Source organism: Nocardioides sp. NPDC127503 (assembly GCF_040302165.1).
Lineage (GTDB): Bacteria > Actinomycetota > Actinomycetes > Propionibacteriales > Nocardioidaceae > Nocardioides.
The window spans coordinates 223,647-239,033 of record NZ_JBEORH010000004.1; the positions used below are offsets into that span (position 1 = coordinate 223,647).

The 15,387-nt window shown below is 69.5% G+C and carries 13 protein-coding genes; 7 read left to right on the plus strand and 6 right to left on the minus strand.

Annotation, left to right across the window (positions count from 1 at the left end; translation table 11 throughout):
• Positions 1–11: 11 nt before the first annotated feature.
• Together ABTW65_RS11050 and ABTW65_RS11055 are read right to left on the minus strand one after the other, a co-directional pair.
• Positions 12–779 (minus strand): crotonase/enoyl-CoA hydratase family protein, encoded by a 768-nt coding sequence (locus ABTW65_RS11050; RefSeq protein ID WP_350660121.1) that lies wholly within the window; start codon positions 777–779, stop codon positions 12–14.
• Positions 776–2,401, minus strand: a complete 1,626-nt coding sequence (locus tag ABTW65_RS11055; protein WP_350660122.1) for an acyl-CoA dehydrogenase family protein — start codon at positions 2,399–2,401, stop codon at positions 776–778. The genes ABTW65_RS11050 and ABTW65_RS11055 overlap by 4 nt, the downstream gene beginning before the upstream one ends.
• A 92-nt stretch (positions 2,402–2,493) precedes the next feature.
• On the opposite strand from ABTW65_RS11055, the gene ABTW65_RS11060 reads away from it, so the two are divergent.
• On the plus strand, positions 2,494–3,231 hold the full coding sequence (locus ABTW65_RS11060; RefSeq protein ID WP_350660123.1) for a PaaX domain-containing protein, C- domain protein: 738 nt from the start codon (positions 2,494–2,496) through the stop codon (positions 3,229–3,231).
• 19 nt (positions 3,232–3,250) lie between these two features.
• Here ABTW65_RS11060 and ABTW65_RS11065 read toward each other — a convergent pair whose 3' ends face one another.
• Both ABTW65_RS11065 and ABTW65_RS11070 read right to left on the minus strand, forming a co-directional pair.
• Positions 3,251–4,963, minus strand: a complete 1,713-nt coding sequence (locus ABTW65_RS11065) for an aldehyde dehydrogenase family protein (RefSeq protein ID WP_350660124.1) — start codon at positions 4,961–4,963, stop codon at positions 3,251–3,253.
• Between the two features lies 1 nt (position 4,964).
• Complete coding sequence (locus ABTW65_RS11070; RefSeq protein WP_350660125.1) at positions 4,965–6,545, minus strand: GMC family oxidoreductase; 1,581 nt, start codon at positions 6,543–6,545, stop codon at positions 4,965–4,967.
• Between the two features lie 182 nt (positions 6,546–6,727).
• Here ABTW65_RS11070 and ABTW65_RS11075 point away from each other — a divergent pair, with 182 nt between their 5' ends.
• Positions 6,728–7,951, plus strand: coding sequence for a PucR family transcriptional regulator (locus tag ABTW65_RS11075; RefSeq protein WP_350660126.1), 1,224 nt, complete (start codon positions 6,728–6,730; stop codon positions 7,949–7,951).
• A 247-nt stretch (positions 7,952–8,198) separates the two neighbouring features.
• Entirely contained in the window at positions 8,199–8,417 is a 219-nt protein-coding gene (locus ABTW65_RS11080) for an amphi-Trp domain-containing protein (RefSeq protein WP_350660127.1), read from the plus strand.
• A gap of 43 nt (positions 8,418–8,460) precedes the next feature.
• Here ABTW65_RS11080 and ABTW65_RS11085 read toward each other — a convergent pair whose 3' ends face one another.
• On the minus strand, positions 8,461–8,859 hold the full coding sequence (locus ABTW65_RS11085) for a hypothetical protein (RefSeq protein WP_350660128.1): 399 nt from the start codon (positions 8,857–8,859) through the stop codon (positions 8,461–8,463).
• Between the two features lie 272 nt (positions 8,860–9,131).
• On the opposite strand from ABTW65_RS11085, the gene ABTW65_RS11090 reads away from it, so the two are divergent.
• On the plus strand, positions 9,132–9,476 hold the full coding sequence (locus ABTW65_RS11090; RefSeq protein ID WP_350660129.1) for a carboxymuconolactone decarboxylase family protein: 345 nt from the start codon (positions 9,132–9,134) through the stop codon (positions 9,474–9,476).
• 9 nt (positions 9,477–9,485) lie between these two features.
• Here ABTW65_RS11090 and ABTW65_RS11095 read toward each other — a convergent pair whose 3' ends face one another.
• Positions 9,486–11,732, minus strand: a complete 2,247-nt coding sequence (locus tag ABTW65_RS11095) for a winged helix-turn-helix domain-containing protein (RefSeq protein WP_350660130.1) — start codon at positions 11,730–11,732, stop codon at positions 9,486–9,488.
• A 203-nt stretch (positions 11,733–11,935) separates the two neighbouring features.
• Between ABTW65_RS11095 and ABTW65_RS11100 the strand changes: the two genes are divergently transcribed.
• From ABTW65_RS11100 to ABTW65_RS11110, 3 genes are all read left to right on the plus strand, one after another.
• Positions 11,936–13,069, plus strand: coding sequence for an AI-2E family transporter (locus ABTW65_RS11100; protein WP_350660131.1), 1,134 nt, complete (start codon positions 11,936–11,938; stop codon positions 13,067–13,069).
• A gap of 7 nt (positions 13,070–13,076) precedes the next feature.
• On the plus strand, positions 13,077–14,021 hold the full coding sequence (locus ABTW65_RS11105) for a YhjD/YihY/BrkB family envelope integrity protein (protein ID WP_350660132.1): 945 nt from the start codon (positions 13,077–13,079) through the stop codon (positions 14,019–14,021).
• 127 nt (positions 14,022–14,148) lie between these two features.
• A complete protein-coding gene (locus ABTW65_RS11110; RefSeq protein ID WP_350660134.1) occupies positions 14,149–15,384 on the plus strand; it encodes a cation:proton antiporter domain-containing protein in 1,236 nt (411 codons plus the stop codon).
• Positions 15,385–15,387 lie beyond the last annotated feature (3 nt).

Genomic DNA, 15,387 nt, shown 5'->3' on the forward strand with positions numbered 1-15,387 from the left:
ATCCGCGCCAGTCAGTCGGCCTCGAAGGAGCCGTGACGCCCGGCTCCGCTGGCGAACCGGGTCGCGCCCGCGACGGTGTCCGTGGTCACGGAGACGACACCGTGCGCGTACTCGACGGCCAAGGCGTCCTGCTCGCTGAGACCCTCCTGCTCCAGCATGGAGAGCCGGTCGTGGCGCATGCAGGTCTGCGGGAAGGCGGCGAGCTGCCGCGCCAGGTCCTGCGCCGCCGCGAGGGCCTGGCCGGGCGGAACGACACGGTTGGCCAACCCCATCCGCAGGGCCTCCTCGGCGCCGACGGGACGGCCGGTGAGGATCAGGTCCATGGCGTTGCTGGCGCCGATCAGCCGAGGCAGCCGGACCGTGCCGCCGTCGATCAGCGGTACGCCCCAGCGCCGGCAGAAGACGCCGAAGACCGCGTCCTCCTCCATGACCCGCAGGTCGGCCCAGATCGCCAGCTCCAGGCCTCCAGCGACGGCATGGCCGGCGACGGCGGCGATGACGGGCTTGCCCAGCCGCATCCGCGTGGGACCCATCGGGCCGTCTCCGTCGGGCTCGAACCGGTTGGGGTCGCCACCGGCGACCGCCTTCAGGTCGGCGCCGGCGCAGAAGTTGCCGCCTTCGCCGTGCAGCACCGCCACGGCGGCATCGGGATCGGCGTCGAACTCCTCGAAGGCGGCCACGAGGGCCTCCGCCGTCGCCCGGTCGACGGCGTTGCGTACCTCTGGACGGTTGATCCGGACCGTGGTGACCGGACCGTCCTTGGTGACCTCGACCGTCATGCCGGGAGCGCGCGCTCGATGATCGCGGACAGGTCGCCGCGCGGCGACAGCGTGCCGAACGCGCCTCCCCAGTCGCGGCCGAGGCGCGAGGAGCAGAAGGCGTCGGCGACCGGAGCCGGTGCGTGCCGGAGGAGTTGCGACCCCTGGAAGACCAGGGCCATCTGCTCGACGATCCGCCGGGCCCGGAGCTCGATGTCGTCGAAGGAGGTGAACTCCTTCTTCAACCGGTCCAGCGCAGCGTCGTAGCGGGCGTCGGCGCCGGAGGCGAGCTCCGCCTCCGCCACGAAGGCGTCGAGGGTGTGCGGCTCCTTCGCCAGCGCTCGCAGGGCGTCGAGCGCCGCCACGTTGCCCGATCCCTCCCAGATCGAGAGGAGCGGCATCTCGCGGTAGATGCGGGCGACGTCGAAGTCCTCGATGTAGCCGTTCCCGCCCAGGCACTCCAGGGCCTCGTTGACCATGAACGGCGCCCGCTTGCAGACGTAGTACTTCGTGACCGAGAGCGCGATCCGGCGCAGGGCGGCCTCGCTTTCGTCCCCGCGGATCGCCCCGTCGTTGGCACCTGCCAGCCGCAGCATCGCCGTCGTCGCGGCCTCGGACTCGATCTGCAGGTCAGCGAGTACGTTGCGCATCGCCGGCTGCTCGATCAGCCGCTTGCCGAAAGCCGACCGATGCCGGGCGTGGTGCGCCGCCATGGTCAGCGCGGTGCGCATGCCGGCCGAGGAGCCGATCACGCAGTCGAGGCGGGTCATATTGACCATCTCGACGATCGTGCGGACCCCGCGCCCCTCCTCGCCCACGCGCCAGCCGGTCGCGGCGTCGTACTCGATCTCGGAGGAGGCGTTCGACCTGTTGCCGAGCTTGTCCTTGAGGCGCATGAAACGCATCGCGTTGCGCTCGCCACCGGGCAGTACGCGCGGGACGAGGAAGCAGGAGACGCCGGCGGGCGTCTGGGCCAAGGTGAGGAACAGGTCGCTCATCGGGGCGCTGGTGAACCACTTGTGCCCGCGCAGGACGTAGGTGCCGTCGGTCTGCGGAGTCGCGGTCGTCGTGTTCGCGCGTACGTCGGAGCCGCCCTGCTTCTCGGTCATCGACATCCCGGCGATCAGACCGCGCTTGGACTCGGGATCGCGGAGCCCGAAGTCGTACTCCCGGCTGGTGAGCAGCGGCTCGAACCGCGCGGCGAGCTCGGGGTTCGCCCGCAGCGCCGGGACCACGGCGTAGGTCATCGAGATCGGGCAGCCGTGGCCGGCGTCGACGTTCCAGGCGTAGAACTTCGCGGCCCGGGCGACGTGGGCACCGGCCCGGTCGTCGGCCCAGGGAGCGGCGTGCAGGCCGTTCTCCACCGCCACGCCCATCAGCTGGTGGTACGCCGGGACGTACTCGACCTCGTCGACGCGGTGACCGTAGCGATCATGGGTGTGCAGACGCGGAGGCACCCGCTCGGCGAGCCGGCCCCACTCCTGCGCCTCGGCAGTGCCGGCAAGGCGGCCCAGCTCGTCGATCTCAGGCAGCGCCCATGCGGCACCCTCACGCTCGAGACCCTCCCGCAGGACCGGATCACCGGCCGTGTTGTGACCCACCAACGGCGGGACCTGGTTGAACACCTCATGCGTGCTGGTCATGCGCTTCCCCTTACTAGCGGAGGGTCATCACCCATGATGTTACACAAATAGACACAACCGTGTCGAGATCTGTTGCATGAGAGGATGGCCGCGTGGCTACCGCGCGCGATGAACTTGCTCCGCTCTCCGCCCGCTCCACCATCCTGAGCCTGATGCTCGGCGCACACCCGAACCCGCTGACCCCCGCCGACCTCGCCCGCGCCGGGCAGTTCTTCGGCATCGCACCAGCGACGGTGCGGGTCGCGGCCACCCGCGCCGTGAGCGACGGCGACCTGCGCAGGACCGAGGCCGGCTACCGGCTCGGCGAGCGGCTCGTCCAGCGGCAGGCTCATCAGGACGAAGCGGTGCACACGGCGGACAAGCCGTGGGACGGCTCCTGGGAGATGGCCGTCGTCGTCACCGCCGGCCGGCCCGGCCCTGAACGCGCCGTACTGCGCGATGCGCTGAAGGCGCACCGACTCGCCGAGCTTCGCGAGGGGGTCTGGACCCGACCGGCCAACCTCCAGCGTCCGCGCTTCACGGATCCGGTGCTCCAGACCTTCACGGCAACACCCGAGCAGGATCCGGCCGAGCTCGCCGCCTCGTTGTGGGATCTCGGCGGCTGGGCGCGCGAAGGCGAGCGTCTGCTCGAGCTCCTGTCATCCACGCCCCAGCCCGCGCGACGGCTCGCCACGGCCGCTGCGATCGTGCGCCACCTCAGCGAAGACCCGCTCCTCCCCGTGGAGCTCCGCCCGGCGGACTGGCCGGCGGCGGACCTGCGCGAGACCTACAGCGCCTATCAACGTGAGCTGAGCGAGCTCGTCGCGTTGAACGGCCTTCGTTCTCGCTGACCGCCGTTGACCGCCGCTGTCAGCCCCGTAGCGCCGAGGCGAAGACCCCGGGGAGCTTCCGCCAGCGCGGCGCGGCCGAGAAACGGACCAGCCGCTCCCCGGTCGTCTCCGCCGTACGGTTGTGCACGAACCACGGCGGGACCGGCGTGAGTGCCGGGCTGCCGCTCGCCCATGAGCGAGGGAACGGGCGGAACGGGCCGCGCACCACGGTGCGCTCGGGGCGCGCGAGGAGCAGCCCGTTGTGCACGACACCGTGACCGGACTGGATGTCGTCCGGGGTGTGACCGGGAAAGGCTCCCCAGGTCGCGAACGGTGAGAGGTAGCCGACTCCGGTCCACGCGTTCACAGCGATCGTGCCGTAGCGCAGGCCGGCGAGCAGCTGCTCGAACCGGTCAGCCCCCACCGCGCCGAGGTCGCGTGGGTGGATGACGATGTTGGCACCGAGGGTGCCGCGCAGCCGGTCGTTGGCGAAGTCGATGGCGTGGCCGAGGAACTCCGCCCCGGCGCCGGAGATCTCGGTCACGCCCAGGACCGGACCGAAGAACTCCATCGAGTACGCCGCCTCGTCCTCGAACGGATCGAGGGCCGGGAGCAGGGTGCGCTCCGGTGTGCCACCGAGCGCCTCGAACGGCGTGGCACCACCCCGGGCGGCGTCGATCCGGGGCCCGGTGCCGGGATACCAGGCCGGACGTACGGGCGCATCGGCGAGCGCACGCCGCAAGGCGGCGAGGAAGTCGTCCTTCTGCTTCCAGTCCTTGCTGACGACGACCACCTGGCCAGCGACGCAGTTGGCTCCGGAGTTGTGCAGTCGCATGGTGGCGACGTGACGCGCCTGGAACTCCAGGTCACGCTTCGACCATCGGCCGGGTGTGACGATGACCGGCGCGACCCCGCCCAGCTCGCTGGTGATCGGCTTGCGCAGCAACGGCGTGCCGGCCGCCTTGTTGGCCGCGCCCTCCGCACCCGGACCCCAGACGATCGCGTCGTGGGTCGCCTCGGAGCCAGTCATGTGGACCGCGTCGAAGCCGTCATGAGCGATGAGTGCCGAGCCGAGCTCGAGGTCGCTGGTGAAGACCTGCACCACGCCCAACTCGATGAACGGGGCGAAGATCGCCTCGAACACCGGCAACAGCCGGTCGGTGACCGGGTTGAGCTTGAGCGCGACGGAGCGGTTGTCGGCGTAGAGGACGTAGAGCGCGTCGAGCGGGGCGATCGAGAAGATGTTGCCGGCGCCGAGGACGACGCACGTGCCGCGTACCGCCTCGGGCTCGCGCAGGCCAAGGCCGGCGGTCGCACGCACCTCCTCGGCGGAGACCCCGGGCTCGGACCACACCTCGGCGGAGAAGCCGGACAGCAGCAGCCGGTCCCAGACCGAGTGCGGGAGCACCTCGACGGCGACCCTGTCGCCGGGAACGGGGCGGATGTCGAAGCCGTCCGTCGGCGTACCGACCTGCTCCATAGTCGCCAGCGTCTGCGCGAGGTGTCCGGCGTAGTAGAGCGTGGCCCAGGGCCCGGAGATCCACTCCTCCCCGACCGGCGGAGTGCCCGGTGTAAGGCCCTTGATCTCGGTGGCGACCCGGACCCACTCGGTGGCGTGCTCGTCGACCAGGCCGACGAACTTCCGCAGCAGCGCTCGGCGCCCGGCCAGGCTGACGCCGGACCACGCTTTGGCGCCGGCCTGTGCTGCAGCCGCGATCTCGTCAGCCCGCTGAGGAATGGTCTGGGTGGACATCTCAGGCTCCGCTCTTGATGAGATCGGCGGCCTTCTCGCCGATCAGCATGGTGGGTGCGTGGGTGTTGCCATGGGTGACCCGCGGCATCGCCGACGCGTCAGCGACCCGCAGACCGGTGACGCCCTGAACCCGCAGGGAAGCGTCCAGCACGCCCTCGCCCTCGACGCCGATCCGGGCGGTGCAGCTCGGGTGATAGGTGTGCTCGACCTCCGCGCGCACGGCTCGCTCGAGGTCGGTCCGGCTCGTGCCGTACGACGGGCCGGGGTGGATCTCCTTGCCGACGGTCCCGCGCATGGTCCGGCTCGCCATGACCTCGCGCGCCCGCTCGATCCCGTCGATCATCGACTGCATGTCACGGGGGTCGGCGAAGTAGTTGTTGCAGATCCTCGGCGCCGCCGCCGGGTCCGCGGACCGCAGCCGGACCGCCCCCTCGGACCTCGCGCCGACCATGGACAACCCGATCGCGATGGCGGTCTTGTCATAGGACGCCGCGCCGTGCTGGAAAAAGTAGACCGGGGCCGTGATCATCTCCATCTGAGGGGCGATGTCGTCGACGCTGGTGTGGAAGAAGCTTCCGGCCTCCCCGACGTTAGAGGTGAGCATGCCCTTCCGACGGGTGACGTACTTCAGCAGCTCACCGGGCTTCTCGGCGTGGGCAAGGTTGTCCCGATCCGTCGTCTCCCAGTTCATCAGGAGCATCGGGTGGTCCATCAGGTGCGCGCCGACGTGGGCATTGTCGACGACCGTCGCGATGCCGTGCTCGGCGAGATGTTCGGCGGGGCCGATGCCGGAGAGCATCAGCAACTGTGGCGTGTTGTAGGCGCCGGCGGCGAGCACCACCTCACGGGCCGCGCGGATCGTCTGCAGTTGGCCCCCGACGTTGACGACCACGCCGGTGGCGCGGCCGTTCTCGATCAGGACGCGGTGCACCAAGGCGTTCGGGGTGATGGTCAGATTGGGCTGCTTGCGACGCGGAGCCAGATAGCCGTCGTACGTCGTCCAGCGCTGCCCGCGGCGAGTGAACCGCTGGAACATCGATGCGCCCACCTGCTCGGCTCCGTTGAAGTCGTCGACGCGTGGCATACCGACCTCGGCCATGGCGTCGATGAATCGCCCTGACACCGCACGGGGATCGGGAGCGTCCTCGACGTACTGCGGGCCGGAGTCGCCGTGGAACTCGCTCGCGCCGCGGCTGTTGGTCTCCATCCGGCGATACAGCGGGAGGATCTCGTCATAGGACCAGCCGGTGGCGCCGGACTTGGCCCAGCCGTCGTAGTCGGCTCGGTTGCCCCGGACGTACATCATCGCATTCATGCCGCTGGAGCCACCGAGCATCTTGCCGCGCGGCTGGTAGATCCGGCGGCCGTCGAGGTGCGGCTCGGGCTCGGAGGTGTAGTCCCAGTCGATCGTCGTGTGGAACTGCTTCGCGAACGCCGCCGGGATCTGGACGTTCAGGTTCGGACGGCTTCGCCCGCCTGCCTCGAGCACGAGCACCGACGTGCGCGGGTCCTCGCTGAGGCGACCGGCGAGCACCGCTCCGCCTGAGCCACTGCCCACCACGATGTAGTCGAACTCTTCCATGGCCATCCTCTCGTCGGGCCCGGGGTACTCGGGCGCTCCTCATGGTGGTCGCACACGTCCGGTCGGCGCTTGTGACGGCGACCACATTCGCGCCTCGCGTTTGTGGGAGACTCCAAAACAGATCCGGGATCCGCGAGACCGACCCGCGCGAGCATGTTCGACACCCCAAAGGCAGCCCGACCATGACCACACCAGCACCTGTCGAGAGGTGGCTGCAGGACTTCGCCCAGAACTCCCTCCGCCCGGGGATGGTGGACGCCTTCGTCCGACGCGTCGACGACGACATCCTGAACGCGATCCCCGAGATCGCCACCGACCCGGTGCTCGTCGAGGAGCTGCACGCCTCGACCCGGGAGCACTGGCGCAACTTCCTGGTCAGCCTCGCCGACGACTATCGCCTCGCGCTGCCGTCGGCGGCCATCGCGCTCAGCCTGTCCATCGCGCGCCGCCACCTCGACATCAGTGTGCTGCTCAAGGTCTATCGCGTCGCCAACAAGACCGTGTTCGGCTACGTCGCGGAGAACACGGAGCCAGATCGGCTGCCCGACGGTCTGGCCCGCGACGAGGCGCTGCTCGCTCTGTGGCTGCGCGCCGAGCAGTGGATCGACGATGCGGTCGAGCAGCTCATCGGCCACTACACCCGTGAGCGGGCCTCACTGGCGGAGGGCGCTCAGGCACGCCGGTCCGAGGCCATCGAGGCCCTGATCGCCGGCGCTGCTCCGACGACCGACAGCGAACGCGTGCTCGGCCACAAGCTCACCTCGTGGCAGACCGCCTTCGTCCTCTCCGCGCCCTCGACCTCCGACGGCGGCGCGCCGCTCTTCGACCTCGCGCTGCAGATCTGCGAGAGCCTCGGTCTGCCGCGTCCACTGACCACGCTGGCCGGGAGCCGGGAGCTCTGGGGATGGGTCGCCACCGCCGAAGAGCCGACCGTCGACCTCGGGGCCGTGATCCCGCTCCTGGAGGAGGCCGAGCTCCACTTCGCGCTCGGGCGGGCCTGCCATGGACCGACAGCGTTCCGCGACAGCCACCTCCAGGCGGTCGCGACGCAGCGGATCGGCCGCAGGTCCCCCACGAGGGCCCATGGCTACGCCGATGTGGAGCTCGTGGGACTGGTCGGCGACGGCGAGCTCGCCCGAGCGATGGTCCGAAGGGAGCTGGCGCCGCTGATGACCGGCGGCCGCGGCGACGAGGACCTGCGCCACACCACGCTCACCCACCTTCGGACCGGGTTGAGCGTGGAGGCGACGGCCGAAGCGCTCTTCATCCATCCGAACACGGTTCGCTACCGCATCGGTCGTGTCGAGGACCGGCTCGGCCAGCGCCTGGCCGCACGCGCGACCATGCTCGAAGTCTGCCTGACCTGGCTGGAGGTCTACGACATCGACGTCCTGGAAGGTCCGTGATCATGGCGGCTGCGTACGCCTGTCTTCTCGAACACGTGCTGCTGGACGGTGTGCGGCGGCGCCGATGGTCCGTTCCACGTGATTCCTCCGCTTGATGCTCGCGCTGAACTCGAGCGGGATTCACGCGTTCTGTATGACGCCGGTCTCCATGTCGATGGGTAGGTTGCGATGATGCCATCTGTAGGGCTGGCACGAATCACGCTCGGCCGCGTTCAGCAATCCTCAACGTCGAAGCAAGGAGATCGAGATGGACCTGATGGAAGTCACGGAACGGGCGAGGCTCCGTCGTGAGGACGCCGCGGCTCGCCTGCATGCCTTGGCCGACGCGCTCGCCAGCAACAACGAGGTCGAGTTCGAAAGAGGCGGGCTGCGCTTCAAGGTGCACGTACCCGACGAGGTCGACTTCAAGCTGGAGGTCGAGATCGGGGACGACGAACGCGAGCTCGAGATCGAGCTGAAGTGGTGACAGGAGCACGTCGCCTGCACAGCTGACGCGGCGCGCGGTCCGGTCAGCAGGTTTCCTTGACGTCGGTCACGAGGGTCTCAATGTCGTCGCCGAAGGTGGACAGTGCGGCACGAGCCGCGGCCAGCGTGTCCACGGAGACGCCCGCAATGGCCGACTCGACGCTGCTGGTCAGAGTGGCGAAGCTCGCCTCGACGGCCTCGATCTGCGTCGAGAACTCGTCGGCGGCGTCGGCCTTGAGATCGACCAGGTCGTCCTCGACCGCACTCAGCCCAGTCTGCAGGTCGCTGAGAGTCTCGGAGGAGCCGATGTCGATGCCCTTGACGTCGTCGACCGACGACTGCAGCTCGTTGACCGAGCTGCACACGGCGGGGTCGTCTTCACCACATGCTGCCAGCGACGCACTGAGCGTCAGAGCGGCGACGATGGCGGGGATGAGCTTCATGATGACTCCTTCGATGGGTCGGCGTGGCGTCGGGCAACCGGTCCCATCATTCGCGGCGAGCGGGACCGGGGTCGTCACACAGAAGACGTGAAGGTCAGAGGCCGCCGGCCGGGTTCACCAGATCTGCGTGATGCGGCCCCGGGCCGGGTGGGGATGAATGGGCTCCTGCAGCGCGATTCTCTTCCCCGGCCCGGCGGTCTCACATTCTTCGTCGGCGTGGGGACATGGGTGGTCGCGGTCAGGCTCAGATCGAGCCGGAAGGACGGTCCGGAGTGCACTACGTCGATCGACTCCACCGCCTGGTGATCAACCAGACGGACTGGGCAGAGGGTCCCGCTCACGCGGCTGACGTCGCGTGGCTCGAACCCATGCTGGATGCCCGGACTCTGGCCCTGGTCCGGCTGGCCGCGCTGGTTGCGGTCGGGGGCGAGGTCCCCTCCTACGGTGCCGCCGCGGATGCGGCCGTCGATGCCGGCGCGAGCGCTGCCGAGGTCGTCGACGTGCTGATCGGTGTCCTTCCGGTCATCGGCACGGCGCGCGTGGTGGCGGCCGCTCCCCGGCTGGCGATGGCGCTCGGATATGACGCCGACGCGCTCGAGCAGGAGCACCCCGGCTGATCGTTGTCACTAGCCGCCGAGGAGCCCGATGACGGTTGCCTGCTTCACTGCCTCGTTGCGCGAGGAGACGCCCAGCTTGCGGTAGATCGAGGCGACCTCCGAGCTCACCGTGTTGCGTGAGACGTACAGCCGCTCCCCGATCTCGCCGATGGTCAGGTGGGTCTGCAGGTACGGCAGGAGCCGCAGCTCCGCGGGTGTCAGCGGCGGCCCCCGGCCGGTCACACCCCTCGCATCCGCAGCGACGACCTTCCGGAAGTCGTTGACCTGGTCGACCAGGACGCCGAGGTTCGGGACGTGGACGAGGATGTCATCGATCTCCCGAAGCAGGTGGCGCGCCGTCGTGTGGTCGCCACGAGCCCAGAAGACCCTGGCCAGCTGAAGCCGGCTGCGCGTGGCGAGGGACGGCAGGACGTACGTGCAGGACGGGCGTGCCCGCATCCCCCGCGTCAGCTGGAGATCCACCTGCTCCAGCGCGCCATCGTGCAGGGCAAGCCGTGCAGCCGCCGCGAACGCCAGCACGCTGGCCGCGTAGTCGTACATCCGATACTCGTCGACGACGCCGACTGCCCGGGCGACGCGATCCCTGGCCTCGCCCCACTGGCCGCGCTCCATCGCCAACAGCGCCAGCACGGACTCCGCGTTCACGACCGTGTCGATGTTGCCGATCTCGCCCCCGACTACGGCCGCCTCGCTGAACAGAGCAGCTGCCCGGTCCACATCTCCGGCAAGGAGATGCGCCTCCGCGGACCCGGTGAGCGCCGTGTCCCGCCACGCGCTCCACGCCGGCTCCTGCGCCATCGCCACATCGGCGTCGCGCATCATCCGTTCCGGGCCGGCCGGACACATCAAGGTTCTCAACATGGCGCGCGAAGACTCGAACGAAGCCGTGCCGTCCACAGGCACCTGGTCGTAGACGGCTTCATCCGCCAGAGCGGCCCAGCGCAGGGCTTCCACGGGCGCACCGCCCAACACCCCGATCCAGCCGGCCAACACCGCCAGAGGGGGATGAGCCGAGATGGTGTCGCCTCCGAGCGCTGCCAGCCATCTCCGTACGGTCGAGAGCTGGCCGGCGCTGTAGGTGACTTGCACGAGCTGCGTGATCAGCTGCACGCAACGGTCGCGCTCGCTGGTGTTCAGCAGGTGCTCCAGCGCCATCGCCGGCGCCCCGTTCGCCTCGTACCAGTCGGCGGCGCGCAGGTGCAGCCCCATGACTGCATCGGGTTCGACACGGCGCAGCTCCCCGAGCAGGAACTCCCGGAACAGCGAGTGGTACCGATACCACTCCCGCCTGCGATCCAGCGGGATCAGGAACGAGTTCGACGCCTCGAGCGCCTGCAACCGGTCCTGGCCGCCCGACTCTGCGAGCAGCGCGTCGCAGAGCGGTGCGTGCAGTCGGTCCAGCACCGCGGTCCGGCGCAGGAAGCGCTGCGTCGACTGGTCCTGCTGGCTCAACGACTCGCGGTACAGGTAGTCGGCCACGTACCGGTCGTTGCCCGACACCGTCCAGTCGTCCTGCTGGGCGTCGCGGGCGATCATCGCCGCCAGCTGAACGCCGGCCGGCCAGCCTTCGGTCCGTTCGATGACGAGCGCGGCCTGGGTCTCGGTCAGCGGGACCTCGGACCTGGAGAAGATCTGCTCGGCGCCGCCGGGTTCCAGGGCGAGATCGGCGGCCAGCAGCTCCAGCGCGTCCCCAGAGGCACGCATGCGGGACAGATGCGGCTGCTCTGCGCGGCTCGCGGTCACCAGTTGCGAGCCGACGGGCATGCCGGAGATCACCACGCTCAGGACGTCGTGACACGCGGGTGCCTGCAGATCGTGCAGATCGTCGAGCATCAGGACGAACGGGGCCGGACTCCTCCGGAACGCGGACGCGATGACCGGCGCGGCACGGCCCAGAGCAGAGACACCCACACCGCTGACATCGGCGACTAGCCCGGCCCAGGCCGGAAACATCCTGACGTACGCCGAGGCCAGGACCGCCAGCAATATGCCCGGATCGTCGTCGAGAGGGTCGAGCGAGACCCACCCGACGACACGGTCCTCAGTCGCGGCCCACTCGCAGAGCAGTGTCGACTTTCCATACCCTGCCGGGGCCGTGATCCCAGCCGCTCTCACCGGACTGGCCCTGGCCACCTCGATGATCGGCGCCCGACTGACCATGCCGGGACGCATCTGCGGCGCCGAAAGCTTGACGTCGAGGAGCACGTCATCAAGCCCGGCGGCCGGCCGCGCACGCGCGGGACGACTCTCCGTCACACGACCGAGCGTACGAACAGCGAGGACCGCGGCGCCTCATCCGCTCCGGGTGACCCGTCGCACGACACCCACCAGGGCATTCAGGTGTTTTCACATGATGCAGGTGATTCGCCCGCGGGGAACCAGCACTGGAATGAACCCGTTCCAGCAGCCGGCGCATCCGGTGCGGCTCAGCGCGACCCCGGGAGGGGCGACCAGATCCCATGAAGCACGCCTCCACCACTGCCCCGAGCGGGCTTCGGCCCCGATCGTTCGCGTGGACCCTGCTGCTGGGTGTCGCCGCGCTGACCATCGCGTTGGCCGGGGTGAGATCCATCGCCGACATCGTCGGGCCGGTCTTCATGGCGATGGTCATCACGATCACGTTGCACCCGATCCGCCGGTGGCTGGAACGGGGACGGCTTCCCGGGTGGGCGACCTCGTTGATCATGCTGGCCGCGGCAGTCCTGTTGCTCTCGCTCTTCGCAATGGCCTTGATGGTGTCGATCGCCCAGCTGGCCGCCCTGGTGCCCCAGTACGCCGACCAGATCACTGACGGTGTCGCGAACCTGGGGAACACCTTGCGGGACGCGGGGGTCAAACAGGAACAGATCGATGCGGTGGTGAACGCGTTCGACCCGGGTCAGCTCATCGACGTGGCCATGTCGGTGCTCTCCGGCACCCTCGGCCTGCTCACCGATCTGCTCTTCCTGATCACGGTGCTGCTGTTCGTCGCCTTCGACACCAACTCCACGCGCCGCAGCCTGAAGGCGTTGGGTGACCGCTTCCCCGACCCGGTCGCCGCGCTGGACAACTTCGCCCGCGGCACTCGCAACTACATGGGCGTCTCGGCCAGCTTCGGGCTGGTCGTCGCCGTCATCGACGGCGTCGCCCTGTACCTGCTGGACGTCCCCGGAGCCTTCGTGTGGGCGGTGCTTGCATTCGTCACCAACTTCATCCCGAACGTCGGCTTCATCATCGGCGTCATCCCGCCGGCCCTCATCGCCCTGCTCGACAGCGGGTTCGGCCTGATGATCACCGTCATCGTCGTCTACAGCGTCATCAACTTCGTGATCCAGTCCATCATCCAGCCGCGCGTGGTCGGCGACTCCGTCGGTCTCTCCCCCACGTTGACTTTCCTCTCGCTGGTGTTCTGGACCTGGGTGGTCGGACCGGTCGGCGCGCTGCTCGCCGTCCCGTTCACCCTGCTCACCAAGGCCCTCTTGGTCGAGGCCGATCCGGGCGGAAGGTGGGCCCTGCCACTGATCTCAGGGAAGCCGGACGCAGAGCCGGAACCGGAGCCGGAGCCGGAGCCGGCGGTCTCGGCCGAGCTTCAGCCTGAGGGAACGCCAGAATGAGATCGGCATGGAATCGAACGACGGGACTCCGTCCGAGGAGAGCCAGCCGGGCCCAGACGCCGAGCCGGTCGACGATCCGGCCCGGGCACGCGTCGATGCCTCCTTGGGGCGTCTGCCCGCCGGGCTGCAGCGGCGGCTGGGACGGCTGCTCGACAGGCGACCGGGACGGATCGTGCTGCAGGCAGCCGCGGGACTCAGCCGAGTCGAGGTGTTCGACCGGTCGATGACCATCGCGGCCCAGTTCTTCACCTCCGTACTCCCGGTACTCATCCTGATCGCCACCCTGGGCTCGAACAGCGACGGGTTCGCCGACGCGATCGACTTGCCGGAGCAGTCCCGGCAGGTCCTCGAGGGCGCTGTCGACAGCGGTGGTGCAGCGTTCGGCATCGTCGGGGCCATCTTCGTGCTCGTCTCGGCGACCAGCCTGTCTCGGGCGCTGGCTCGCGCCTTCGCCGCGATCTGGGGGTTGCCCCGACCGCAGACCAGGCTGCGCTCAGCCTGGCGCTGGCTGGCTGTCGTCCTCGTCTTCGCGCTCTCCCTGGTCCTCGTCCGCACTGCGGGTGAGCCCCTCGACGCCATTCCCCCTCGGGAGCTGTGGCCACGGGTGGTCTCGTTCTCCTGGGACGTCGCGGTCGCATCGTTCGTGCCCTGGGCGCTGCTCGCCGGCGCCGTTCGCGCCCGGATGCTGGTTCCGGGTGCGCTGCTGTTCGCTCTGCTGATGATCACCGTCCGCCCCGCCACCCAGGCATGGCTCCCCGGGGCGCTCGAGGCAAGCGCCGACCGGTACGGATCCATCGGTGTCGCCTTCACCTATCTGACCTGGCTCTACGTCGCCGCCTTCTGCTTTCTCACGACCGCGCTCGTGGGCCAGGTGTTGGCGACCGGTCCCGGGATGCTCGGTCGACGCATCCGGGGCGAGCACCGCCGTATGCCCGGGACTGTCGACCACTGACGACACGGTCATCGAGGGCACCCGCCAGTTCACACAGACAGTGCGATGAGACCCGGCGGCCACGCCCGTACGTTCGTCACGAATGACCGCCTGACCAAGCCGTCGCGTCCACCCGGAGGTCCGCTGCATGGATTCCCTGGCACTCACCGCCGTTCTCGCGGCCATCGTCACCTGGTGTGTTCTCGCGGGCCGGCTTCAGCCCGCCGGACTCACCGCCCCCATCGTGTTCGTGGCCTGCGGCTGGGTGTTTGCCGACGTGTTCGGCTTGTTCGACCTCGAGGTCGAACCCGAGCTGGTCAAGCTCGTCGCCGAAGTCACCCTCGTCTGGATCCTCTTCGCGGACGCGTCTCGGGTCCGGCTCCGCCAGTTCCGACGTGACCTGAACACCTATGTACGACTGCTCGGCGTCGGCTTGCCGCTGACGATCGCGCTCGGCGCAGGTGCCGCGATGATCGTGATCGGCTTCGACCCGTGGGCGGCCCTCCTGGTCGGCGCGGCACTGGCGCCCACCGACGCCGCGCTCGGGGCGCCCGTCATGTCGAACCCGCACGTGCCGGCGAGGGTGCGACGCGCGCTGAATGTCGAGAGCGGGCTGAACGACGGGATCGCGACGCCGATCGTGCTGGTGGCCATCGCCGGTGTCGCGACGGCGGAGGGAGTCCTCGGCGTCGAGAGTCCGGGCGGAGCGGTTCTCTCGCTGCTGGTCGGGCTGGTCGCGGGCATCGTCATCGGCGGCGTCGGCGGCACCGTCAGCAGGCTCGCCGGCAAGCGCGGCTGGCTGTCCGAGGAGCTTGCCGGTCCGGCCGTACTGGCTCTCGCCCTGCTCGCGTACACCGCGGCTCTCCTGGTGGATGGGAACGGGTTCGTCGCTGCCTTCGTGGCCGGCTTGGTCTTCGGGAACACCGCCGGGAGCAGCGGTGAGAAGGAGGTGTACTTCGTCGACCAGTCCGGCGACGTGGCCTCGATGATCAGCTGGCTCGTCTTCGGTGCGCTGGCTGTGCCGGTCATCCAGGACCAGTGGAGCTGGACCGTGCTGCTCTATGCGGTCCTCAGCCTGACCGTCGTCCGCATGCTGCCGGTCGCGATAGCGCTGCTCGGCGCCGGGTTCGACCGCTTCAGCGTCGTCTTCATCGGCTGGTTCGGTCCTCGCGGCCTGGCCTCGGTCATCTTCGCGCTGATCGTGCTCGAGGACCTGCACGCGGTCGGCACCGAAGTCGTCGCGGTCATCTCCCTCACGGTCCTGCTCAGTGTCCTGGCCCATGGCCTCGCCGCGGTCCCCGCAGCGAACCGGTACGTCTCGGCGGGCCGCCCGACGGATGCCTCGCCCGAACCAGACCAGGCATCCGGGCGCGCCGCGGGGTGATGG

Coding starts and splice junctions, on each gene's coding strand:
- ABTW65_RS11100 (WP_350660131.1), top strand. CDS start 11,936: ATGAAGCACGCCTCCACCACTGCCCCGAGCGGGCTTCGGCCCCGATCG.
- ABTW65_RS11055 (WP_350660122.1), bottom strand. CDS start 2,401: ATGACCAGCACGCATGAGGTGTTCAACCAGGTCCCGCCGTTGGTGGGT.
- ABTW65_RS11070 (WP_350660125.1), bottom strand. CDS start 6,545: ATGGAAGAGTTCGACTACATCGTGGTGGGCAGTGGCTCAGGCGGAGCG.
- ABTW65_RS11065 (WP_350660124.1), bottom strand. CDS start 4,963: ATGTCCACCCAGACCATTCCTCAGCGGGCTGACGAGATCGCGGCTGCA.
- ABTW65_RS11075 (WP_350660126.1), top strand. CDS start 6,728: ATGACCACACCAGCACCTGTCGAGAGGTGGCTGCAGGACTTCGCCCAG.
- ABTW65_RS11085 (WP_350660128.1), bottom strand. CDS start 8,859: ATGAAGCTCATCCCCGCCATCGTCGCCGCTCTGACGCTCAGTGCGTCG.
- ABTW65_RS11110 (WP_350660134.1), top strand. CDS start 14,149: ATGGATTCCCTGGCACTCACCGCCGTTCTCGCGGCCATCGTCACCTGG.
- ABTW65_RS11080 (WP_350660127.1), top strand. CDS start 8,199: ATGGACCTGATGGAAGTCACGGAACGGGCGAGGCTCCGTCGTGAGGAC.
- ABTW65_RS11105 (WP_350660132.1), top strand. CDS start 13,077: ATGGAATCGAACGACGGGACTCCGTCCGAGGAGAGCCAGCCGGGCCCA.
- ABTW65_RS11050 (WP_350660121.1), bottom strand. CDS start 779: ATGACGGTCGAGGTCACCAAGGACGGTCCGGTCACCACGGTCCGGATC.